Origin of the sequence: Acinetobacter albensis (genome assembly GCF_900095025.1) — a bacterium.
GTDB lineage: Bacteria > Pseudomonadota > Gammaproteobacteria > Pseudomonadales > Moraxellaceae > Acinetobacter > Acinetobacter albensis.
The window spans coordinates 139,472-161,454 of record NZ_FMBK01000005.1; the positions used below are offsets into that span (position 1 = coordinate 139,472).

The 21,983-nt window shown below is 35.8% G+C and carries 21 protein-coding genes, 1 tRNA gene and 2 pseudogenes; 15 read left to right on the forward strand and 9 right to left on the reverse strand.

The genetic code is table 11. From position 1 onward, the window contains the following. Positions 1–75 precede the first annotated feature (75 nt). Positions 76–285 (reverse strand): cold-shock protein, encoded by a 210-nt coding sequence (locus GA0116959_RS05385; RefSeq protein ID WP_053577989.1) that lies wholly within the window; start codon positions 283–285, stop codon positions 76–78. A gap of 517 nt (positions 286–802) precedes the next feature. Between GA0116959_RS05385 and GA0116959_RS05390 the strand changes: the two genes are divergently transcribed. The 6 genes from GA0116959_RS05390 to gltS all read left to right on the forward strand — a co-directional run bounded on the left by GA0116959_RS05390 (position 803) and on the right by gltS (position 7,676). Then, positions 803–879 (forward strand) — tRNA-Met (locus tag GA0116959_RS05390). A 153-nt stretch (positions 880–1,032) separates the two neighbouring features. After that, positions 1,033–1,392: a hypothetical protein gene (locus tag GA0116959_RS05395; protein WP_053577988.1), complete on the forward strand. Its 360-nt coding sequence runs from the start codon at positions 1,033–1,035 to the stop codon at positions 1,390–1,392. Between the two features lie 682 nt (positions 1,393–2,074). Continuing rightward, entirely contained in the window at positions 2,075–4,714 is a 2,640-nt protein-coding gene (locus GA0116959_RS05400) for a bifunctional aconitate hydratase 2/2-methylisocitrate dehydratase (RefSeq protein ID WP_092719123.1), read from the forward strand. A 153-nt stretch (positions 4,715–4,867) separates the two neighbouring features. Next, a complete protein-coding gene (locus GA0116959_RS05405; protein ID WP_171256869.1) occupies positions 4,868–5,926 on the forward strand; it encodes a putative phage abortive infection protein in 1,059 nt (352 codons plus the stop codon). A 115-nt stretch (positions 5,927–6,041) separates the two neighbouring features. Beyond that, positions 6,042–6,257, forward strand: a complete 216-nt coding sequence (locus GA0116959_RS05410) for a hypothetical protein (RefSeq protein ID WP_092719300.1) — start codon at positions 6,042–6,044, stop codon at positions 6,255–6,257. Between the two features lie 195 nt (positions 6,258–6,452). Next, on the forward strand, positions 6,453–7,676 hold the full coding sequence (gene gltS / locus GA0116959_RS05415; protein WP_092719128.1) for a sodium/glutamate symporter: 1,224 nt from the start codon (positions 6,453–6,455) through the stop codon (positions 7,674–7,676). A 523-nt stretch (positions 7,677–8,199) separates the two neighbouring features. Here gltS and GA0116959_RS14495 read toward each other — a convergent pair. Further along, positions 8,200–8,268, reverse strand: a pseudogene (locus GA0116959_RS14495) (hypothetical protein); the annotation flags it as partial. A 241-nt stretch (positions 8,269–8,509) separates the two neighbouring features. Between GA0116959_RS14495 and GA0116959_RS05420 the strand changes: the two are divergent. Both GA0116959_RS05420 and GA0116959_RS05425 read left to right on the forward strand, forming a co-directional pair. Further along, a complete protein-coding gene (locus GA0116959_RS05420) occupies positions 8,510–8,749 on the forward strand; it encodes a hypothetical protein (protein WP_053577983.1) in 240 nt (79 codons plus the stop codon). 151 nt (positions 8,750–8,900) lie between these two features. After that, a complete protein-coding gene (locus tag GA0116959_RS05425) occupies positions 8,901–9,188 on the forward strand; it encodes a hypothetical protein (RefSeq protein ID WP_092719131.1) in 288 nt (95 codons plus the stop codon). Between the two features lie 317 nt (positions 9,189–9,505). Here the strand turns inward: GA0116959_RS05425 and GA0116959_RS14395 are convergent. Further along, a pseudogene (locus GA0116959_RS14395) lies at positions 9,506–9,687 on the reverse strand (IS5/IS1182 family transposase); the annotation flags it as partial. Between the two features lie 347 nt (positions 9,688–10,034). Here GA0116959_RS14395 and GA0116959_RS05435 point away from each other — a divergent pair. After that, entirely contained in the window at positions 10,035–10,247 is a 213-nt protein-coding gene (locus GA0116959_RS05435) for a DUF4177 domain-containing protein (protein WP_092719134.1), read from the forward strand. Continuing rightward, positions 10,244–10,477 (forward strand): hypothetical protein, encoded by a 234-nt coding sequence (locus GA0116959_RS05440; RefSeq protein ID WP_092719136.1) that lies wholly within the window; start codon positions 10,244–10,246, stop codon positions 10,475–10,477. Before GA0116959_RS05435 ends, GA0116959_RS05440 begins: the two co-directional genes overlap by 4 nt. Positions 10,478–10,538: 61 nt before the next feature. Here GA0116959_RS05440 and GA0116959_RS05445 read toward each other — a convergent pair whose 3' ends face one another. Beyond that, positions 10,539–11,399, reverse strand: coding sequence for an alpha/beta hydrolase family protein (locus GA0116959_RS05445; protein WP_092719139.1), 861 nt, complete (start codon positions 11,397–11,399; stop codon positions 10,539–10,541). 122 nt (positions 11,400–11,521) lie between these two features. On the opposite strand from GA0116959_RS05445, the gene GA0116959_RS05450 reads away from it, so the two are divergent. Beyond that, positions 11,522–11,980: a hypothetical protein gene (locus tag GA0116959_RS05450; RefSeq protein WP_171256870.1), complete on the forward strand. Its 459-nt coding sequence runs from the start codon at positions 11,522–11,524 to the stop codon at positions 11,978–11,980. A 55-nt stretch (positions 11,981–12,035) separates the two neighbouring features. Here the strand turns inward: GA0116959_RS05450 and GA0116959_RS05455 are convergent, their stop codons facing one another. Beyond that, the gene (locus tag GA0116959_RS05455; protein ID WP_053577977.1) at positions 12,036–12,278 is read right to left on the reverse strand and encodes a hypothetical protein; all 243 of its coding nucleotides are present in this window, start codon (positions 12,276–12,278) and stop codon (positions 12,036–12,038) included. Positions 12,279–12,734: 456 nt separating this feature from the next. Next, positions 12,735–14,027 (reverse strand): branched-chain amino acid transport system II carrier protein, encoded by a 1,293-nt coding sequence (gene brnQ / locus GA0116959_RS05460; RefSeq protein ID WP_092719147.1) that lies wholly within the window; start codon positions 14,025–14,027, stop codon positions 12,735–12,737. A 345-nt stretch (positions 14,028–14,372) separates the two neighbouring features. On the opposite strand from brnQ, the gene map reads away from it, so the two are divergent. Continuing rightward, a complete protein-coding gene (map, locus tag GA0116959_RS05465; protein ID WP_092719150.1) occupies positions 14,373–15,167 on the forward strand; it encodes a type I methionyl aminopeptidase in 795 nt (264 codons plus the stop codon). Between the two features lie 387 nt (positions 15,168–15,554). Here map and GA0116959_RS05470 read toward each other — a convergent pair whose 3' ends face one another. The 3 genes from GA0116959_RS05470 to GA0116959_RS05480 form a co-directional block, all read right to left on the reverse strand. Continuing rightward, a complete protein-coding gene (locus tag GA0116959_RS05470) occupies positions 15,555–16,454 on the reverse strand; it encodes a LysR family transcriptional regulator (RefSeq protein ID WP_053577973.1) in 900 nt (299 codons plus the stop codon). Between the two features lie 87 nt (positions 16,455–16,541). Then, on the reverse strand, positions 16,542–17,450 hold the full coding sequence (locus GA0116959_RS05475) for an alpha/beta fold hydrolase (protein ID WP_092719154.1): 909 nt from the start codon (positions 17,448–17,450) through the stop codon (positions 16,542–16,544). Positions 17,451–17,468: 18 nt separating this feature from the next. Further along, complete coding sequence (locus GA0116959_RS05480) at positions 17,469–18,014, reverse strand: PadR family transcriptional regulator (protein WP_053577971.1); 546 nt, start codon at positions 18,012–18,014, stop codon at positions 17,469–17,471. Between the two features lie 138 nt (positions 18,015–18,152). Between GA0116959_RS05480 and GA0116959_RS05485 the strand changes: the two genes are divergently transcribed. From GA0116959_RS05485 to GA0116959_RS05495, 3 genes are all read left to right on the forward strand, one after another. After that, on the forward strand, positions 18,153–20,177 hold the full coding sequence (locus GA0116959_RS05485) for an oxidoreductase (protein WP_092719158.1): 2,025 nt from the start codon (positions 18,153–18,155) through the stop codon (positions 20,175–20,177). A 121-nt stretch (positions 20,178–20,298) separates the two neighbouring features. Beyond that, positions 20,299–20,709, forward strand: a complete 411-nt coding sequence (locus GA0116959_RS05490) for a nuclear transport factor 2 family protein (RefSeq protein WP_092719161.1) — start codon at positions 20,299–20,301, stop codon at positions 20,707–20,709. Between the two features lie 111 nt (positions 20,710–20,820). Beyond that, on the forward strand, positions 20,821–21,924 hold the full coding sequence (locus GA0116959_RS05495; protein ID WP_092719164.1) for a YheT family hydrolase: 1,104 nt from the start codon (positions 20,821–20,823) through the stop codon (positions 21,922–21,924). Positions 21,925–21,983 lie beyond the last annotated feature (59 nt).

The window sequence follows — 21,983 nt, forward strand, 5'->3', positions numbered from 1 at the left end:
TAAATACAAAAAAGCGAGAGTCAACTCTCGCTTTTTAAATCTTCAATTATCTTAACAAGTAAGAATAATTTTAAATTATAGTGCTACGATGTTTACAGCATTCGGGCCTTTTTGACCTTGAGTAATGCTGAATTCAACTTGTTGGCCTTCAGCCAAAGTTTTGAAACCAGAGTTAGCGATTTCGCTGAAATGAGCAAAAACGTCAGGACCGTTCTCTTGTTGAATAAAACCGAAACCTTTAGTTTCGTTAAACCACTTAACAGTACCTTTAACAGTATTAGACATAATACAATCCTATAAACCTTAATATTTTTTGGCTTAATTAAAAGCCTGATGACAACTTGAAAATAAGAATGTAACTTTAAATCTGAAAAAACGAAGGATTATGACTAAAACTGCGAAATACAAAAAGATTTACCAGAACACACTATTTTTCTAGTTGAGATCTATAATACAGCTGTATTTAATAAGATGCAACTAATTATCACACTAATTGTGCTTTTATCTGAATATCAGTTTTAATTTGTATATAAATCAATTAATTATTTAAATTTTTTTTAAAATAATTATTGTAGTTAACAAAGCGAAAATTAAAGTAGGTATGCTAGATTTTTTAGCGGACGATATTATTTATTTAGCTAATATATTGAAATTTATATTAATATATAAATATTGCTGCAATTTGATACGGATTGAACACCTATGAGTACAGCGATGTGCTAGCTAAAAGTTTTATTTTTATCCTAAATTAAAGTAAAGGTTGCTTTATTACGTACTAAAGCGTATAAAGCACACTCGTTGATGCGGGATGGAGCAGTCTGGTAGCTCGTCGGGCTCATAACCCGAAGGTCGTTGGTTCAAATCCAGCTCCCGCTACCAACGAAAAAGATTCAAAGTTTATAGCCTAATCTACCCAGATTAGGCTTTTTTTATGTTCATTATTTATTTTTCAAAAATATTTCTTGTAAGGGTAAAATGAAGTTTCGCATTTCTCTTCAGTTTGATTATGATAAGGAAAATAGGAGATTATTCATGAATAAATTACTGGTTGTAGCGTTATCACTGAGTGTAATCGGCTGTGCAGAAAAAAAACCATTGACCGTTGAAGAGCAGTGGAAAGGCTATTGTACAAGTGTCGGCAATGCAGCAAGCACAATCATGTTTGATCGCCAAAATGCAATTGATAAAAAAGCAGCTTTAGAACATGCCAATAAAGTTGAAGATAACACTACAAAAACATTTATTTTAGATACGATTGAGCAAGTTTATGCTTTTCCGTTAGAGCAGATTAAGGCAGATCCAGAGGGCACACGTAAGCAATTTAAGCAAAAAATGACAGATAAGTGTTTGGCAACGCCACATGACACCTTACCAAACTACAAGCCGTTTTAATAACCGGGTTGTCAACACAAAAAGCATAAACAAAATAGCCTAAGCGAAAAATTAATGTTAAATTTTTAACAGTTATCTTTAATAACTATTTAAAATTAATACATAGCGTAAGGTGAAATTTGAGTTTTAAAAATTAAACCTAACGCATCAGTTTAATGTCATGACTAGAATATTATTGTTAAAGCAGCTTATTCACTGGGTTATCATATAACTATCAAATTCTATATAAAGCTTAAAAAATCAGAATTGAATAGGGAGATATCAAAATATAAGTTTGTTCAAGTTCTAATTTTTATTTGCTAGTAGAGAACATGCTATGCTGAATAAAGATGTTTTAGAGGTTTATCGCTAAAAACTGAAGGTTATAATCCAATATCTAGCAGTACTAAATATTGGATTGGAATCCACTAAGGTGGTATTTTGAAAAGCAATTCAATCAGGCATTATGTTTATCATTATTTATGATGAAAAGTTATTTAACTTTAATCGCTTAAAAATCAGCCGTGAAATCAGCTTACTCATTATCATCATTTATTTAGTAAATAATGGGCATCATGAATAAACACCCATATAGCATTAACTTTTGCCTTGATTTTTAGTAAAATTTGACAGTCCATATTGCTCTTGAGGCTTTGAACAAGCTGGAATTCATGAGTAATTTTTTAAAAAGAGGAATAACACTGTGCTAGAAGCTTACCGCCAACACGTAGAAGAACGTGCCGCACTCGGAGTCCCACCGAAGCCACTTGATGATGCTCAAACTGCTGAGTTGGTTGAATTGTTAAAAAATCCACCAGCTGGTGAAGAAGCATTCCTCGTTGATTTAATTGAAAACCGTGTGCCAGCAGGTGTTGACCAAGCTGCATATGTTAAAGCTGCTTTCTTGGCCGCTTTGGCTAAAGGTGAAGCAACTTCTCCACTATTATCTAAAGAACGTGCTGTTTACTTGCTAGGTACTATGCTTGGTGGTTATAACGTTGCTCCTTTAGTTACTCTTCTAGATGATGCAGAGCTTTCTGAACTTGCTGCTGAAGCTTTGAAAAAAACTTTACTTGTATTTGATGCGTTCCATGACGTTGCAGATAAAGCAAAAGCAGGTAACGTAAATGCACAAGCTGTTATGCAGTCTTGGGCTGATGCTGAATGGTTCACAAGTCGTCCAGACGTTCCATCTGAAATTAAACTAACGGTTTTCAAAGTAACTGGCGAAACCAACACAGACGACTTGTCACCTGCACAAGACGCGTGGAGCCGTCCAGACATTCCATTGCACGCAAATGCAATGCTTAAAAACGTACGTGACGGTATCAACCCAGAAGTTCCTGGTGAAGTTGGTCCATTAAACCAAATTAAAGACTTGATCGCGAAAGGCAACCAAGTTGCTTACGTAGGTGATGTTGTTGGTACGGGTTCAAGCCGTAAATCTGCAACGAACTCTGTACTTTGGTTCTTTGGTGATGATATTGCGCACATCCCGAACAAAAAAGATGGTGGTTACTGCCTAGGTTCTAAAATAGCTCCGATTTTCTTCAACACCATGGAAGATGCTGGCGCGTTACCAATTGAGATTGATGTTGCAAACATGAACATGGGCGACGAAATCGTTCTAAACATTGATCATGCTGCTGCAAAAGTTTCTGCGTCTAAAGACGGTGCGGTGATTGCTGAAGCTGAACTTAAGACTCCAGTACTTCTAGATGAAGTTCGTGCGGGTGGCCGTATCAACTTAATCGTTGGTCGTGGTTTGACCACTAAAGCGCGTGAAGCTTTAGGTCTTGCTGCATCTACTTTATTCCGTGTTCCAGTTCAACCTGCTGCGACTGGCAAAGGTTTCACTCAAGCGCAGAAAATGGTAGGTCGCGCATGTGGTCTTCCTGAAGGTCAAGGCGTACTTCCAGGTACTTACTGTGAACCTAAGATGACGACTGTTGGTTCGCAAGATACGACTGGTCCAATGACGCGTGATGAATTGAAAGACTTAGCTTGCCTAGGTTTCTCAGCTGATCTTGTAATGCAGTCTTTCTGTCATACTGCGGCTTATCCAAAGCCAGTTGACGTTCAAATGCAACATACGCTTCCTGATTTCATTATGAATCGTGGTGGTGTGTCTTTACGCCCAGGTGACGGTATTATTCACTCGTGGTTAAACCGTATGTTAATGCCAGATACTGTTGGTACAGGCGGTGATTCACATACGCGTTTCCCAATTGGTATTTCATTCCCAGCGGGTTCTGGTCTTGTAGCGTTCGCTGCTGCGACTGGTGTTATGCCACTTGATATGCCTGAATCTATCCTTGTTAAGTTCAAGGGTAAAATGCAACCTGGTATCACTCTACGTGACCTAGTACATGCAATTCCTTACGTTGCGATTCAGCAAGGTGACTTAACTGTAGAGAAGAAAGGTAAGAAAAACATCTTCTCTGGTCGTATTCTAGAAATTGACCTTACAGAAATGGAAACTGACCTAACTGTTGAGCAAGCATTCGAACTTTCTGATGCTTCTGCTGAACGTTCTGCTGCAGGTTGTTCTATCACGCTTTCTGAAGAGAAAGTTGCTGAATACCTGAAATCAAACATCACAATGTTGAAGTGGATGATTTCTGAAGGTTATGGCGATGCGCGTACGATGGCTCGTCGTGTTGAAAACATGGAAAAATGGTTAGCGAATCCATCACTTCTTAAAGCTGATGCTGATGCTGAATACACGAAAGTGTATGAAATTGACCTTGCTACAATTACTGAACCAGTTCTTTGCTGTCCAAACGACCCAGATGATGCGAAATTGCTTTCTGATGTTCAAGGCGTGAAAATTGACGAAGTATTCGTTGGTTCATGTATGACGAACATTGGTCACTTCCGTGCAACTGGTAAGTTGTTAGAGAAAGTTCCTGGTGGCGTATTGTCAACTCGTTTGTGGATTGCTCCACCTACGCGTATGGACGAACGTCAATTGATGGAAGAAGGTTTCTATAACATCTATGGTAAAGCTGGCGCGCGTACTGAAATGCCAGGTTGTTCATTATGTATGGGTAACCAAGCACGTGTAGCGCCGAACACTACTTGTGTATCGACTTCTACGCGTAACTTCCCGAACCGTTTAGGTCAAGGTGCGAACGTTTACTTAGCTTCTGCTGAACTTGCATCTGTTGCTGCTGTATTGGGTAAATTGCCAAGTCCAGAAGAATACCAACAATATGCAGCTCAAATTGACAGCATGTCAGCTGACATCTATCAATACTTAAGCTTTGACAAAATGAGCGACTATACTGACGCTGCTAAAGATGTTGATACGAAGAAAATTGCTGCTGCTCAATTGTCTTAATGAGCTAGGATCGAGAAAAGCCGAAAGGCTTTCCCTAGCGCAAGAGCATATCTATGATTTACTTTGAAAATTAAGTAATAAGCAGTATATGATAAGGGCTGAGTAATCAGCCCTTTTTTTAGATTTATGCCGAAAATATTATTTGAAAGACTAATGAGTGACAAACCAAATTATTGGTTGACATATATACTATGCTTTTTTAGTTTTTTAGGATGTATAGGTATCTTAATAGGTATTTATATGTTTATAGAATACTCAGGGTTTGAAAAAAAAGAATATTATATTGAGAATCTTGGCTATTTAGGGAGTTACTTTTCGGGTTTAACAAGTTTTTTTATTTTGTTCTTAACTGTACTTGCAGTGTACTTTTCTAATAAAACATATAAGAAAGAGGGCTTGAGAGTTAAGCAACAGCGATTTGAAGATCATTTTTTTCATCTTTTACAAGTTCATCGTGAAAATGTTAAAAATATAGAGATCAATACAATTACAGGTAAAGAAATAAAAGGTGTAAAAGCAATTCTTTTGATGTTTAGAGAGTTAATGCTAATTTTGGAGTTAATTAATAATAAGCATACAGAAGAATTCAATAATATTAGGCGTTCAATATTTTCTTTGAAAAGACAGCAAGTTTTTTTTAAAGAAAAACTAGAAAATAAATATTTAGTTGAAATTTCTTTTTATTGTTTTTTCATTGGAGTAGGTAAGCGTTCAAATAGAACGCTGAAATATTATTTAGAATCTAGATTTGGAGATAAGTTGTATGTTTCTAATGTCGTAGATTTTCTCTCAAACAATAGAATCCGTGAAAAAATTCGTAAGAAAAAAGATTTTCCTTACAAATTGTTTGGAGGTCATCAGACACGTTTAGGACATTATTATCGTCATTTGTTTCATACAATAAAAATGATTGATAGCTATCAAGAGGGAGAAGAGAATGATGAAATATATAAAGATTATGTAAGGAAACTAAGAATTCAACTGAATACGTATGAACAAGCATTACTTATTGTAAATAGCTTAAGTGTTTTTGGTAAAGGGTGGGAACAATATATTTGGAAATATAAGCTTGTAAAAAATCTTCCTAAAGATTTTTATGATAAAGAAAAAGAGCTAGATTTAGAGAAAATTATTAAGGATATTTCTTTTAATTATAATGCAGAAAGTAATAAATACTTTGAATATGAAGAACAAATAATTGAAAAGCTTTAATAATAATTACTATAGCTTTTCAAAGTTGGATTTTATTATTTGTTAGACTTTACAGTTAAAGCAATAAATCGTTTAATCGCCGCATTGAAAATAATTTAAAAAGTTGATGTATCAAATGGCAAAACAAGCACGGTTTTTATGTATTGGTGGTTTTTTAAATGGGTCAGGCTTGAAAGATCAAGGTGAAAAATTTGAATGTACAGAAAGTGCAAAGCAAGTAACTTATCGAAAGCTTCAGATCAGTCATCCAGATGTTTGGGAGGACTATTACTATGTGTGTGAAACCACTACAGATAAACAAGCTAGAAATTGGGTATATGATATCGAATAAAAGTGCGTACTTATTTATTATATTTTAATCGTTCACTGTAAGCTTTTTATTAATTATCTGCATTATAGAGATGTATTTTATCTATGATAATATTTGTACAAATGAGACCTAGATAGGCTAAGAATAACAATAACATCTTGTTCGTAACTGATGATTCTGTTTAAAATTAATTAAATAAGCATCATTGGATATCTCATGAATTATCAATTCGATGCATTTTTGACTATAGTTGCAGCGGTTTGCGTATTATTGGTCGGGTATGTATTTGTCAATAAAGTCAGTATACTAAAAAAATACAATATACCCGAACCTGTTGCAGGTGGTTTAGTCGCGGCTGTAATTACTTATTTTCTATTTAAAAGTTTTAATATTACGGTGAATTTTGACACCAATATTCAGCAAATTTTTATGCTGATGTTCTTTACCTCCGTGGGATTAAGTGCAAGTTTGGTCAAGCTTAAAGAAGGTGGTAAATCACTACTGGTCTTCTTAGTTTGTGTAATTATATTTGTACTCTTACAAAATGTTGTAGGAATCAGTCTGGCCAAAGTTTTGGGATTAGATCCACTCATTGGCTTAATCACAGGTTCAGTGACCTTAACTGGTGGACATGGTACGGCAGGTGCTTGGGGTAGTATCTTTGAACAAGAACATGGTGTACAAGGCGCAGTTGTATTAGGCATGGCCAGTGCGACATTTGGATTGGTGATTGGCGGTATGATGGGTGGGCCTGTCGCAAAGTTTCTTATACGGCGCTATCAATTAGCTGAAGAAGTTTCACCTGAAACTGGTCGTAATGAAGCACCACCTGCATCGCAAACAGCACCGTTCGAGTACCCAGAAAAAACCCGTCTAATCACCGCAGATGATGCTGTAAAAACGATGGGTATGTTTGCGGTTTGCATTAGTTTTGCTTATTTCATGACTGCAATTGCCAAAGGGCAATGGTTTGAATTACCAACGTTCGTTTGGGCACTCATGTGTGGTGTGATCTTACGTAATATTCTAGAGCATGGTTTAAAAGTTCAAGTGTTTGACCGTTGCATAGATGTTTTTGGGAATGCATCTTTGGCACTATTTCTATCGATGGCTTTAATGTCATTACAGTTATGGTTACTAGCAGACTTGGCAGGGCCTTTGGTGATTATTCTGATTGTTCAGACCGTTTTCTTAGCTTTGTATCTATATTTTGTGACCTTCCGTGTGATGGGCAAAACTTATGATGCTGCGGTATTGTGTGCCGGTCAATGTGGCGTAAATTTAGGTGCCACTCCAACGGCAATTGCTAATATTCAAGCAGTGACAAATACTTATGGGGCATCTCATAAAGCTTTCTTAATTATTCCACTGACGGGTGCATTCTTTGTCGATATTGTGAATGCATTTGTGATCCAATTTTCAATTGGGATCTTGAACTAATTCATCTATTACGAATTCTTAAAAATAAAAAAGCACCATTAGGTGCTTTTTTATGACTTATCAATTTTTATAAATTATTAATTTTAGAAAAAAACACCCCATAGTTAAGTTTTTTATAATTTTTGGTTTTGGGGTGGCATAGTTAGTTAATTTGCAGTTAATTTAAAAAAACAATTAAAAACAAAAAATTATTTTCATATTAATGAGTGTGAAAAGCAGTTGATTAATAAGGTTCTTTTTATTTTATTGGTCATTTTATCTATTTTAGACGTAGTTTACGTTAAATTAGCTCACACTTTACACCAAGATTAGGCCCAATAATTAAACCTCCTAAAGCTAAAAAAGTGATGAGTCATATCAAATTAAACTTATGTTTAATGGCAGGCGTATTAGTGCAATAACAGATTTTTTGAACTTCGCACCATCATTCTCACGATACTTTTTAGATAAAACCAAGTGTGTTAGCCAAATTTTAAAGCTGATAAAGTGTTTGTTTTTAATTTCGAATCTTAGCTTTCACTCATACTGGCTCATCAAAAGCTACGCATATAACTTCTTGAACCGTATTGAGGTATTCACCTGGAGAAAGCTGAAATCAACCATAAAATAGAACGAATATTTAGATGATGAAAGTATTATATAATCAATAGTTTAAAGGCAGTGTGGATATATTGACCTTGCGCAAGGGATATGGCCTATTTCAGCTATAGTGGACGTAGCTATAGTAATTCACTTAGGATTTCAAAAGAAGTTCGCAGAAATGTGGGCTTTTTTGACATTGATTGGTCATACAAATAAAGGATAATAGGCACTTTATTTTTGAACTCTTTTTTATGCCCACAGTTGATGTTAATAAGTTAAACACTATTTTTAGTGATGTAATAGCAAGAAATAAAAAACCTGAAAAAATATTAATAGGCTATAAAGTTTACGCAGAGTTGATGAATGATCGCAGCTTCTTTGAAGAAGTAGTAGGCTCCGCAATGGATCCAAATAAGCGGACATACAAAAAAATTAAAATTAAAATTACTCAAGATGACAGTCAGCTTGAAGTAAAGTGTTCAAGGGAATAGATTTAAATATCAACAAAAGCTCATTGAAAAGGTGGGCTTTTTTATAGCGATATCTTTAGTCGTAGTGGTTTAAATTGAATGCTGCCACGAGATAATTTAATTAGTATCACTTATTGCTGATATAGTACTTTCTTACTAGGACATGTCTAATATGAAAGATACTTATAGATATCTATATACTCGTATCAGTATATTTGGTTTTTTACCGACGCATAAAGTGTTTGTGAGTAATACCAGTAAAAAATCAAAATTAATTTTTGCTGATAATACGTTTATGTATGGTCTTATTTCTGATTGGGCTTTGAATAATTCAGATTTTGGTAGTGATAAAGTTACATGGCTAGAAGAGCCTAAATCCTATTTAGAGAATGAAATAAAGAAATTGGGGTTATATCGATCTTCTCATCCTGAATTTATAACAGAATCAGAAATTCATTAGATTTATTTGCATTATCTAGATATTAAAATGATTTTGGATTTAAATTAATAAAGATTGTATTAGACCTAATAAGACGTATACAGGCGCCTCGTTGATGCGGGATGGAGCAGTGTGTTAGCTCGTCGGGCTCATAACCCGAAGGTCGTTTGTTCAAATCCAGCTCACGCTACCAACGAAAAAGATTCAAAGTTTATACCCTAATTAGTTTTATGCTTCTTAGGGTTTTTTAAGATCTAGATTTTCGCTGTGATCGCTTACTGATTGATCAAAACTTTTACATTTTATAAAGTCTACCTAATTCCGCAAATTTATTGAGTAAGCTTGGAGTAATCGGGTATTGTCCAATCTAAACCATATAATTTAATGAGGCTCTAAATAAGGCCTGTAACCATTCAGTAGTAGGATCAAACCAAATCGAAAGTTTTCCTCGATTGATTAAAGTTCGATTGTAAAAGCACCAATTCTTTGTATAGTAGATTATAGTTGTAAGCCTATTCATTCGGAAATGATATTGCTGAACAACCTTTTATGGGAGGTTGGTACAACAAAGTAGTTGCAAGCTGTGGATAACTTTATTATTTCGCTTGATTTACGCCAATTAGTTGTAAGTTGTTCATTTTAGACAATAAAAAACCCCATGGTTAGGGGTTAGTCGTATACAAGTCAAGCTCATATACTGTAAGAGGCTCATCTCAAACTGAGGGTATTAAAACATAAAAATAATTCAAAAACATCAAGTGATTGCTTTTAAATTCTATATTATTGAAAGTTAAAAATAAAAATGTATACTCAGGACTGAGTTTTAAAATAATGCCTAAAATTAACCTTTACAAAAGAAATTTATAAATGAAAGAATATAAAGTTGTTATTTATCAAGAGGGGTTATTGGGATCTTTACTGTTTGGTTCATCCAAAGTAGACCCAGTAAAATTTACCAATTTTTTAAATCAAAATGCTGCACAAGGTTGGTCTGTGATCACGATGGAAAAAGATATTCGCCGTATGTTACTGTTTTGGAAACGTGAAGCTTATGTGGTTATTTTGGAAAGAATGAAATGAAGTATGGTGTGATTAGTTCACTGACAATTTCAGTTTTATGGGCTTTACTTGCAATTGTCCAATTATGGTTTTCAGTTTTAACGAGTGAAAACTTTATGAAAATCACGATATCTGCAGCAATTTTGGTTGGAGTTATTGTGATCGTTAGCTTAGTTGTCCGAGAATATTTGTCTGATAAAAAACTCAAAAAGAAGGTTTTATTGATGAATAATAAAATCAAAAAACAATAAATGGGTCATTAAGATAAAGACTCCTAAAATGAAAATATCATTTTAGGAGTTTAAATCAAAGCTAAACAACCAATTGTTGTTCAATGACTGACCATAAATTTTGATGTGATTTTTTGAACATAAGCATATGACCAATGGCTTTATGCGCATAGTGTTTAGGTTTTAGTTCAATCATTTGGGTATTGGCGTTCGGATATAAGCGCAATAAATCTTTTACATTGGCTTCTGTCGCAATTTCATCATCTGATGACCAGATTGAGATAATAGGACAATTAATTTCGGCATGGTAATCTTGAAATACAGTTTTACCTATCGCATTCAGGACATATCCAGGTTTGCTGCAAAATTGTGCCCATTGTTGAGCAACATCTTTAGGTAAGTTCTCACCCATACCAATCGCTTGAGTTGGCCCATATCCTTGCGTAATACGTGCTAATGGAAAAATAACATTAAACATCAACGGTGCCAGTAATTTCGTTTTACCTTTTAAACCTTTGATATGTCCAGTTGAGCCTGAAACAGCAATTACTTTGGCAACTTTTTGATAATTTGGCACAATTCCCAGAAGCTGACCGCCTGCGCTATGACCTAATAATATTACTTGCTCTGCTTGAGTTTTACATAAGAGCGTGTCAATTGCAGCAGGAATATCAAGTTGTCCCCACTGTACAATACTAGCTTGAGATTGCTTGAGCGGGCCATGTAAAGAACGGCCAATACCACGAAAATCAAAGCTTAAAACATCATAACCTTGAGTAGTTAGCCATTCTGCAAACGCTTGGTAAAAGTGTTGGGTAATACCTGTAGCAGGACAAATTAAAACAGGATAGCGCTTATGATTGGTTTTTTGATTGGGATAAAAACGTCCACTTAAGCAATAACCATCTTTGCAGTTAATTTCTAGGCTTTCAAAAATAGTCATATTAAATACGCACATTCATTTTTCTTAGTTGTACTGTACCCAAATTCTAAAAACAAACTTGCATAATTCATGACTTTAAAGTCAGAATAGCGTTCTAAAAATAAGGATATAAATCAATTAGTATGGAAAATTTAAATTATTCAGTGATCTGGGCAATTGTATTTAGTGGGATTTTTCTTTGGGTAGGTATGCTTACTGGCGTATGGAAATATTATCAAATCCGTTGTTCAGCACAAGCGCGCGCTCATTATTACGTCGATATTGCACATAGAAGCAGTTTATTGTACGCACCAGCCAGTTTAATTCTTGCTGTCTTGGCTTATTTTTCAGTATGGATAGAAGAAATAAACTTAATCTTTGTCTTCATTAATCTTTTCTTTTTTAGCTTTTCAATTTTAAGCTATATATTGCATGGCTGGTTAAAAGACACTACGAATCAATTTAAACAACCTCACCAAATGGGACGTTGGCACTTACCCAAATGGATGTTAAGCAGCGCTATGTTGTTATTGGTTATAGGCGAATTGGTGGCTACAGCCGGATTATTAGGTGGTGCGATGATTGGTCTATTTAAACTTTAATATAATTTTTATTATTTTATTTTTTCTTAGGATGGGTGAGTGGCTCACCCATCTTCTATTCTGTAGAGTTACTCTGTTTCTGGTAACGATACTTTTGATCGACCACTGCCCAAATGTAAAAGGCAATTGAAGCAATAAAAGCATACATAAAGAATTCTGGTTTCAGATTACCTTGAATTAAACCATGCATGATCAGAATCACCATGAGACCAACAGTGGTACTTAAATAGGTGACCATATTTTTGTTTGCTTTTAGAGCGTTAATGAAGACTTGCTTGTTGAAATGTAATGATAACATCTCCACCCCTCCTATAATTTTCGACTTAAACCAAATTGTTTTAGTCAACTTCGTTCTAATGTTTTACTTCTTATTTTGGTGTATTTCAAGGGCTGTTTTCATAATTTTGCAATAAAACTATGCTAATGCGAACTTATGTATGACTATTTTATTTTAAATGTAAATATATGGTATTTTTTAAGAGCATAACCTGAGTTATTTTATTATTGATCAGAAATTAAAAGATTCATCATGAGAATAAATAGTTTATTGAAATTACGATAATAAGGACGATCGTGCATCATTCAAAAAGTGAACACAATATATGGTTGAAATTATTCACGCCATGTCTAAAGAATTTTTCAATCTACTGATGATGTAAACAATAAAACTCTGTTTGGGTAAAACACGATGCTTTATTGATTGGGTTAAAATCAGGTTTGGGTAAAACTTGATTTTAAATACTATCAGTTTTGCTTATTTTCCGACCTTATCTAGCACAATCGCAATCACTAGCACACATAGAGAAGGAATAAGCCATGCTAAATTTTGTTCGTTTAAAGGTAAATGTTGAATAAAATTAGGTAAATATGATTCAAAACCAGCCACTTTTACAGCATCGAATAAACCAAATAAAAATGCAATTGCAGTAACAGGTGCAACGACAGAGGAAGGACGATTAAAAAATTTCCAAAAGAAACTCAGTAATATAACCACAATTGCAGGTGGGTAAATCGCACTTAAAACAGGCACTGAAACAGTAATCAGCTTGGTCAAGCCTAAGTTAGAGATAATAAACGAGAAGCCAATTAAGATAAAAACTAAAATTTTATACGGAATTTTAGTCAGTTCAGAAAAGTACTCTGCGCATGCACAGGTTAAACCGATCGCGGTGACCATACAGGCCAGAAAAATCATCGCTGTTAAAAATAACGATCCCACATCACCAAACGCATGCTGTACATAGGCATGTAAAATAACAGCTCCATTTGCAGCATTGGGTGCAACTTCGTGACTGCCTAAACCCAGCTTAAATAAGCTTAAATAGACTAAGGTTAAACCTACACCTGAAATTAAACTGGCGATGACAGCATATTTAGTGACCAGCTTTTTATCAGTTACTCCGCGCGAATGAATGGCATGAATAATTACAATACCAAAAACCAAAGCACCTAAAGTATCCATGGTTAGATAACCATTCACGAAACCTTCGGAGACTGGAGCAGTAACATAATTATTAATTGCAGGTGGGATAAATCCAGCAGGTATCGCAAATGCAGCAATTCCGAGTATCGCTAAAGAAATAATTTTTAATGGTGCGAGAAAATGCCCCACTGTATCAAGGAGTTTATTTGGATAAAGTGATACGACAGTCACGATTGCAAAATAAATAGCACTATAAATAAGTAAGCTGCTACTTGATGTACCAAAATATGAAGAAAATCCAATTTCATATGAAACCGTTGCTGTACGAGGCGTTGCAAACAAAGGTCCAACCGCTAAATAACACACCACAGTTAAAATTAAACTTGCTATTTTACCTAAGGGTGAACTTAAATTTTGGATAGAACCCTCAACGCGTGATAAAGCTATAATGGTGATGACAGGTAGACCAACGGCCGTGATTAGAAAGCCAAATGCAGCCAACCATACATGTTCACCCGCTTGTTGAGCGACAATAGGAGGAAAGATAATATTGCCAGCACCAATAAAAAGTGCAAAGGTCATAAAACCTAAAGCAACAATATCTCGAGTACGAAGATTTGTCATAGAAAGGGAGAGGGTCAAGCAAAAAGGGCAATTTTAGAGGATACACAAAGTTTTGGGTACTTTATTTTATGTAAGTTGTAGATTTTATTTATAAACAAATAAAAAGCTATATTAAATAAAAAAATAAAATTTTATTTATATTACTGATTTTTTTATTAAAAAAAGATAATTTATTTTTTACTTTATTTATAAACCTCTTTTAGCGAGGATGATCGCAAGTTTAAAAATTATACATTCAGCGTGGGGGAATCGTTATGCTGAATAATGAATGACTTAATAATCTGTAATTAAACAAAAAAATAATAAAAGGTTTATAATCTTAATGATCCCAGATGAGAATAAATAATGAAAGCTTCTACTATTACAATTAAAACTGAGCAAGATATCGAAAAACTCCGTATTTCTGGGCGATTGGCTGCTCAAGTTTTAGAAATGATAGGGAAGTATGTTCAGCCGGGTGTGACGACAGAATATTTGGACGATATTTGTAATGATTATATTGTAAATACTTTAAAAGTGACGCCAGCCAATGTTGGCTATTATGGTTACACCAAAACGACGTGTATTTCCCCAAATGAAGTGGTGTGTCATGGTATTCCCTCAGCAGCAACTATTTTAAAAGATGGGGATATTCTGAATATTGATGTTGCGATTATCAAAGATGATTATTTTGGCGATACCAGTCGCATGTATTATGTTGGCAGTGTTAAACCTGAAGCGAAAAAATTGGTTGAAACGACTTATGAAGCAATGGTTGCGGGGATTCATGCAGTAAAGCCAGATGCAACCTTGGGCGATATTGGATTTGCCATTCAATCAGTAGCACAGCGCGAAGGCTATAGCATTGTTCGTGAATATTGTGGTCATGGAATTGGTAAAATTTATCATGAACAACCTAATGTTCTGCATTATGGGCAAGCAGGACAAGGTTTAAAACTGAAGAAAGGCATGGTCTTTACAATTGAGCCTATGGTCAATGCGGGTAAAGCACGAGTAAAAGAGCTTAAAGATGGTTGGACTGTGGTGACAGCAGATGGTTCATTAACAGCACAATGGGAGCATATGGTTGCTGTAACGGATACAGGTTTTGAGTTATTGTCACCTTGGCCAGAAGGAACAGGTTCATATCCAGCAATTTAAAAGATTTATTTAAATGATAAAATATGGCTTTAGACTTTAGTAGAACTAAATTCTGATTCCACATAAATAAAGTGTTTTAAACGATAAAAACTTCCTGCAATATCTGATTTTATTTGGTGTTTGACTGTTTTTGAGTAAATTTTAAGATATTTTATCTATTAGATAAAAGTGTGTTTTATTTGTATTATAGACAAATAGAATCTAGCTGTAGTTTCTTATCTTAGTTTATAAGCTTATCCACCTCGGGTAAGCTTTTTTTTATCAAAAATTTTCTTCAGTGAGAAGAATGAGCTGATTGTCGCTTTGAGCTAGATTCAAAATTAGAAATTTTCAATTTTAATCATTTATTGTTTAAGCTTTCTATCATTACGATAGATCACAGCCATCTTAATATTTGCTGAGTTGCTTGACCAAATAGTCGATAAGTACACGTACAGCTGGAAGTTGTCCGCGTCGTGAAGGATAAACTGCGTGTAGAATACCATGGGGCGCTTTCCAGTTAGGCAACACACGCACCAGTTCACCACTTTCAATATAGTCTTGAGCAATGGTATCTGGTAAGAGAGCAATGCCACAATTTTGTCGGGCCAGTTGTGCCAACATCATTAAATCAGAACCCATCACGACTGGATTAACTTTAATTTTTTTCTGATGATTGTCTTCATCGTGCACCACAATATGTTGATCTAAATGCTCATCGACCATACTCAGAATACGATGCTCACTTAAGTCTTCAGGCTGTTTCAAGTCACCGTATTGGTTCAAATAAGCTTGGCTTGCAAATAAGTGCTGTTCAATTTTTTCAAATTTGCGTAGCACTAAAGTGGGATCATCATCAAGATTAGAGCGAACTCGAAGCGCAATATCAATGCCTTCATTAATAATATCGACACGGCGATTACTGACAATTAACTGAACTTTAATTTCAGGATAGGTTTTTAAAAACTCAGGCAAAATTTTTGCAATTTCATTTTGTGCAATCGAAACCGGTAGACTCATTTTAATGACCCCACGTGGTTGAATACTCAAATGATCAACCAAATCATGAGCAGCTTGAGCCGCAGTCATCATCACTTGTGCATGACGATAAACATTCATCCCAATATCGGTCACTGCAAAATGACGTGAACTGCGCTGAATTAGGCGAACACCCAAACGCTCTTCAAGATTGTGTACTCGACGACTTAATTTGGATTTTGGAATATCGGTTGCGCGTTCTGCTGCACTAAATCCACCATGTTCGACCACCATAGCAAAGCAATAAAAATCATCAAGATCGGACAGCATTTAAAAATTCCATTGATGCAACAATCCCGTTAATTAAAGATTTATCGTTGCAATTTGTCAATTTTAAATTTTGTTTATCTGAATTATTTATACAGGATTTTTTAAAAAACGAGCAATTTCACGGCTAAATTTAATTGGTTCACTAATTAAAGGAGTATGCCCAGATTTTTTAAATATAATTTGGGTTGAATTTTGCACACTATTCGCAATGATCTTTTGGCCCTGAGAGGGGTATAAAGAAGATTTTTCACCTATAAAGAAAGTTGTTGGACAATCAAGTTGTGCCACTGCTTCGCGATAATCCTCGTTATGGTTCAGGTAATTATTGATATACCAAGCCAGATAATCTAAACGTTGAATGGGTAAAATTAATGGTTGTAATTTAGGTTGCTTTAATGCCACTTTAAACAGAAGCGGTACAATTTTATTGCTGGCTTGTAATTCAATAAAACTGAGCCAAAGTTTCATCAGTTCTTGTTGAGGTGTTGGCTCTAGATCTTTAAATAAACGTGTTTGCGGGTTGGATGCCAGCAAGATGGAAATTTGAGCTAAAAGCGCTTTAAATTCACCTTGACGCTGACTGAGCAAACCATATTGCCATGTTTCATCTACTGAAATTTTAGGGGTTTGATCAATATGCAGATAAGACTTTATCTTTTGATGAAAATTGCCATATTGCATGCCATGCATGGCAGTAGATGCCCCCATTGAATAAGCAATTACAGAAAATTGATCTAATTTAAATTGTTCAATCAGACTTGTGATATCAGTCCAATGACTTGAAATTGCATCTAGAGTTGGGATGCGGCAATTATGTGAACCACCAAAACCACGCCAGTCTGGAATAATAAATTTAAATTTTTGAGTATGAGGATATAAAAAAGGTAACCATTGCCAACTTTGCATGCCTAAACCAGATAGAACCAATACGGGCTTCCCTTGGCCAAACTCTCGTACAAAAAGTAGCTCACCATCTGGCATAGCATAGTAGGACATGTTTATTATTTCCTTAGATTATTCTTGTTCATCAAAAATTTTTAATTGCGGAATAAGCATCTCTAACCAGCTAATCCAGCCTATTTCTAAATCAATTCCAAGTTGTAAAATCATTTTATGGATAAATTGTGTTCGATTATGATTATGCCCATCTGCAAAATCTTTTGCAAAAATAGTTTGATAGGTTTTGAGCTTTTGTTGATGTAAGCGTAGATGACGCTCGAGTTCAGGCAACAAACTTTTTCCACCTAACTGAGCTTCAGCCCTTAAACGCACCATGAGTTCTTCACGTAATTGCGCGGGTGGACTTTGTTTGACCATCCAATCAGCTAATTCGATACGTCCTAACGCTTCAACCTGATAGGTTTTTTTTCGACTGCTGCTGTCGGGCTGTTCAAGCGTCGATATCCATTTTTTTTCTTGCATACCGCTGAGTTCGCGATAAATTTGTTGATGTGTTGCATTCCAGAAAAAGCCCATAGAACGATCAAAACGACGTGCTAAATCAATACCTGTACTGGGTTTCTCAATTAAGCTGGTCAATAAAACATGGGCTAAAGACATAGACGGCTCAGTCAGTAAATATTTACCTAATCATTATGCAACATGTTGCATAAAAATCAAATCTAGAATATAAAATATGCAACAAATTGCATTAATTGAAATATAAGCCAGCTGTATTAAGCGCGCCAAGGAGATTGTATGTCTAACTATCCTCATTTGTTAGCCCCTTTAGATTTAGGTTTTACCACTTTAAAAAACCGAGTTTTGATGGGATCTATGCATGTCGGTTTAGAAGAAGCACCACAGGGCTACCAACGTATGGCGGCTTTCTATGCTGAACGTGCACAAGGTGGTGTTGGGCTCATTGTGACGGGCGGTATTGCACCGAATGATGCGGGTTTAACCTTTGCTGGTGGCGCAAAACTTGACAGTCTAGAAGAAGCAGAAAAGCATAAAGTGATTACACAGGCTGTACATGATGCAGGTGGTCAAATTGCCATGCAGATTTTGCATACGGGTCGTTATTCTTATCAGCCCGACTTAGTTGCACCTTCTGCTATTCAAGCGCCTATTAATCCCACTAAACCGCATGCCTTAAGCTCAGCCGAAGTCCATCAAACCATTGCTGACTTTGTAAATTGTGCAAAACTGGCGCAATACGCAGGTTATGACGGCGTTGAAATTATGGGGTCGGAAGGTTATCTCATTAACGAGTTTATCGCTGCACGTACCAATCATCGTGATGATGAGTGGGGTGGTTGTTATGAAAATCGTATCCGTTTCCCAATTGAAATTGTAAAGCGCACACGTGAGGAAGTGGGTGAGCATTTTATTATTATTTATCGTTTATCTATGCTCGATCTGGTCGAAGGTGGTTCAACTTTTGATGAAGTAGTACATCTTGCCAAAGAAATTGAAAAAGCAGGTGCAACCATTATCAATACGGGAATTGGTTGGCATGAAGCCCGTATTCCAACCATTGCGACCAAAGTGCCACGTGCAGCATTTACGTGGGTAACGGAAAAACTTAAAGGTTTAGTCAATGTTCCATTGATTACATCAAACCGGATTAATACACCTGAAATGGCGGAACATGTACTGGCTTCAGGTCATGCGGATATAGTATCAATGGCACGTCCAATGCTTGCAGATGCTTTCTTTGTTCAAAAAGCGGAACAAGGTCGTAGTGATGAAATTAATACCTGTATTGGTTGCAACCAAGCGTGTTTAGATCATATTTTCTCCATGCAAATTGCCACATGTTTAGTCAACCCACGGGCATGCTATGAAACAGAACTGATTTTTAAAGAAACAACCTTGACTAAAAATATCGCCGTGATTGGAGCTGGGCCTGCCGGTTTGAGCTTTGCAACCTATGCGGCAGATCGTGGACATAAAGTCACCTTATATGAAGCCTCCAATCAGATTGGTGGACAATTTAATATTGCGAAAACTGTTCCAGGAAAAGAAGAGTTTTATGAAACTTTACGTTATTTTCAGCGCAAAATTGAATTACAACCCAATATTCAACTGGTTTTGAATCACCAAGCGACGTATGAAGCACTTTCTAAATCGAATTATGATGAGATTGTGGTTGCAACAGGGGTTACGCCACGTCATTTAGATATTCAGGGTATTGATCACCCTAAAGTATTAACTTATTTAGAGGTATTGAAAGAACGTAAGCCTGTGGGTCAACGTGTTGCCATTATTGGTGCTGGCGGGATTGGTTTTGACACAGCAGAATATTTAAGTCATGAAGGTCAAAGCGCCAGTCTCAACCCTGAAAAATTCTATGATGAATGGGGTATTGATACCAATTATGCCCATGTCGGGGGGCTAAAAAATCCTGTATTGGAACAATCCAATCGAGAAATTTATTTATTACAACGTAAATCAAAGGCTGTTGGTGCAGGTTTGGGTAAAACCACAGGTTGGATTCATCGCACAGGCTTAAAACATCGTGAAGTGAAAATGATTGCAGGCGCCAGTTATGAAAAAATTGATGATCAAGGCTTACATATTTTAGTTAATGGTCAAGCCACTGTATTAGAGGTAGACAATGTTGTGATTTGTGCAGGTCAAGAACCTTTTACCGCCATGTTTGAGCAATTAAAAGCTGAAGGGAAAAATGTGCATTTAATTGGTGGTGCTAAAGAAGCAGGTGAATTAGATGCAAAACGTGCCATTCGTCAAGGTGCGGATTTGGCAGCAGTCATCTAAACAGACAAAGTCCTCTCCCTTTGGGGGAGGACTAAATCAATGGATTTCAAGTAGAAAAAAAATGATAGAAACAAAGAACTCTTTTCTCTCAATTGAAATATAAAATTATAAGGAAATAAAAATGGCTTTAGCAAATACGCAAACTGCCGTACAGCGCTGGCATGAAATGCTAGAAACCCGCGATATGTCAATATTGAATGATTTACTTGCAGATGATGTGATCTTTCGTTCACCGGTTGCATTTAATCCCTATGTTGGTAAACAAATTGTATTTTTCATTTTATCAAACGTGATTGAGATTTTTGAAAATTTTACTTACCACCGAGCGTTTTATACCTCAGACGGAATGAGTGTTGTACTTGAGTTTTCGGCTAATGTAACCGAAAAAAAATTAAAAGGCATTGATATGATTTGCTTTAATGATCAAGGAAAAATTATTGATTTTGAAGTGATGCTACGTCCTAAAAGTGGGCTAGAAGCTTTGGCTGCACAAATGGGACAGCGTTTGGCGGCATTTACCCCAAAAGTTTAACTGAGTAAAATTTTAAGGTAAAAATTGAGATAACAGATCGTGTAAATGATTTAGGGTGAATATGAAGCCTATTATTTTAAATTTGCATTAATCTCCCAAGGTGAAATACACATGAAATTGCCGGTCAAAAAAATAACGCACTGGGTACAAAATATTGTTGATCAGTTATCTGGAGCCGAAATACCGAAATTGTATTTTGATCCAAAAGGACAGGCGCAACAATGGATTGATCAATTGCCTCAACTCAATCACAAATATCGTCCAACACCATGGTTGTCTAATACTCATCTGCATTTAATGTATTTTGATTTGATTAAGAAAAAGAATGTTCAGCTACAGTATGATGCAATTGAGCACTTACACATGGCTGACGGTGGTATTACTGCTATTGCATGGTACGGATTACATTTGCCTGAAAGTACACCGACGATTGTCCTTATGCATACCTTAACGGGAACGCCTGAAAGCATGTCTGAGGTAGTTCACGATTTACATCGTTATACGGGTTGGCGGATTGCATTATGTTTACGCCGTGGTCATGCAAACTTACCTATGATAGTTCCTAAAATCTCTATTTTTGGTTCGACCTCTGATTTGCGCGAACAAATTGAATATATTCAAACCAAATTTGCTCATTCTACTTTGTATGCTGTCGGATCGTCAGCAGGGACAGGGCTATTGGTACGATATTTAGGGGAACAAGGCGAGCAAACGCCGTTTAAAGCTGCTTTTGCACTTTGCCCAGGCTATGACACAGAACTGGGCTTCAAAAATGTGCATCCCTTTTATAGTAAAATTATGACCAAAAAATTATTTCAGTCATTTATTCATCCTTATTCGACCACATGGCAAAAAACAGCGTCACTCACTCAAGTGCTTGCCACTCGAAGTTTGGCTGACTTCCAGTACCGTTATTTTGAAATGGCAGGTTATCAGAGCTTTGAAGCTTATAATCAGGCCACCAATCCTATTTTTGTATTTGAAAAAATTACCATTCCACTGATGGTGTTAAATGCAGAAGATGATCCTGTGTGTCGTATACAAAATCTAGAACCGTATAAAACGGTGATTCAGAACATGCCAAATATTATGGTGGTCACCACGAAAAAGGGCAGTCATTGTGGATTTTACGAAGGATTAAAACAAACTAATTCTTGGGCGACACGATTAATTTCTGATTTTTTAATCAATCAGCATCAACAAGAATTACTTTAGCGGTCTTGATGAAATATTTAGATGCAATTAATATGAGCAAGGCTGATGGTTTAATAAGA

What these genes read in the sequence shown, in the direction of transcription:
- GA0116959_RS05480 (WP_053577971.1), bottom strand. Translation starts at nt 18,014, where the DNA reads ATGTCTTTAGCCCATGTTTTATTGACCAGCTTAATTGAGAAACCCAGT.
- GA0116959_RS05450 (WP_171256870.1), top strand. Translation starts at nt 11,522, where the DNA reads ATGGAAAATTTAAATTATTCAGTGATCTGGGCAATTGTATTTAGTGGG.
- GA0116959_RS05475 (WP_092719154.1), bottom strand. Translation starts at nt 17,450, where the DNA reads ATGTCCTACTATGCTATGCCAGATGGTGAGCTACTTTTTGTACGAGAG.
- GA0116959_RS05410 (WP_092719300.1), top strand. Translation starts at nt 6,042, where the DNA reads ATGGCAAAACAAGCACGGTTTTTATGTATTGGTGGTTTTTTAAATGGG.
- GA0116959_RS05445 (WP_092719139.1), bottom strand. Translation starts at nt 11,399, where the DNA reads ATGACTATTTTTGAAAGCCTAGAAATTAACTGCAAAGATGGTTATTGC.
- GA0116959_RS05455 (WP_053577977.1), bottom strand. Translation starts at nt 12,278, where the DNA reads ATGTTATCATTACATTTCAACAAGCAAGTCTTCATTAACGCTCTAAAA.
- gltS (WP_092719128.1), top strand. Translation starts at nt 6,453, where the DNA reads ATGAATTATCAATTCGATGCATTTTTGACTATAGTTGCAGCGGTTTGC.
- map (WP_092719150.1), top strand. Translation starts at nt 14,373, where the DNA reads ATGAAAGCTTCTACTATTACAATTAAAACTGAGCAAGATATCGAAAAA.
- GA0116959_RS05425 (WP_092719131.1), top strand. Translation starts at nt 8,901, where the DNA reads ATGAAAGATACTTATAGATATCTATATACTCGTATCAGTATATTTGGT.
- GA0116959_RS05495 (WP_092719164.1), top strand. Translation starts at nt 20,821, where the DNA reads ATGAAATTGCCGGTCAAAAAAATAACGCACTGGGTACAAAATATTGTT.
- GA0116959_RS05440 (WP_092719136.1), top strand. Translation starts at nt 10,244, where the DNA reads ATGAAGTATGGTGTGATTAGTTCACTGACAATTTCAGTTTTATGGGCT.
- GA0116959_RS05405 (WP_171256869.1), top strand. Translation starts at nt 4,868, where the DNA reads ATGAGTGACAAACCAAATTATTGGTTGACATATATACTATGCTTTTTT.
- GA0116959_RS05485 (WP_092719158.1), top strand. Translation starts at nt 18,153, where the DNA reads ATGTCTAACTATCCTCATTTGTTAGCCCCTTTAGATTTAGGTTTTACC.
- brnQ (WP_092719147.1), bottom strand. Translation starts at nt 14,027, where the DNA reads ATGACAAATCTTCGTACTCGAGATATTGTTGCTTTAGGTTTTATGACC.
- GA0116959_RS05395 (WP_053577988.1), top strand. Translation starts at nt 1,033, where the DNA reads ATGAATAAATTACTGGTTGTAGCGTTATCACTGAGTGTAATCGGCTGT.
- GA0116959_RS05435 (WP_092719134.1), top strand. Translation starts at nt 10,035, where the DNA reads ATGAAAGAATATAAAGTTGTTATTTATCAAGAGGGGTTATTGGGATCT.
- GA0116959_RS05470 (WP_053577973.1), bottom strand. Translation starts at nt 16,454, where the DNA reads ATGCTGTCCGATCTTGATGATTTTTATTGCTTTGCTATGGTGGTCGAA.
- GA0116959_RS05420 (WP_053577983.1), top strand. Translation starts at nt 8,510, where the DNA reads ATGCCCACAGTTGATGTTAATAAGTTAAACACTATTTTTAGTGATGTA.
- GA0116959_RS05385 (WP_053577989.1), bottom strand. Translation starts at nt 285, where the DNA reads ATGTCTAATACTGTTAAAGGTACTGTTAAGTGGTTTAACGAAACTAAA.
- GA0116959_RS05490 (WP_092719161.1), top strand. Translation starts at nt 20,299, where the DNA reads ATGGCTTTAGCAAATACGCAAACTGCCGTACAGCGCTGGCATGAAATG.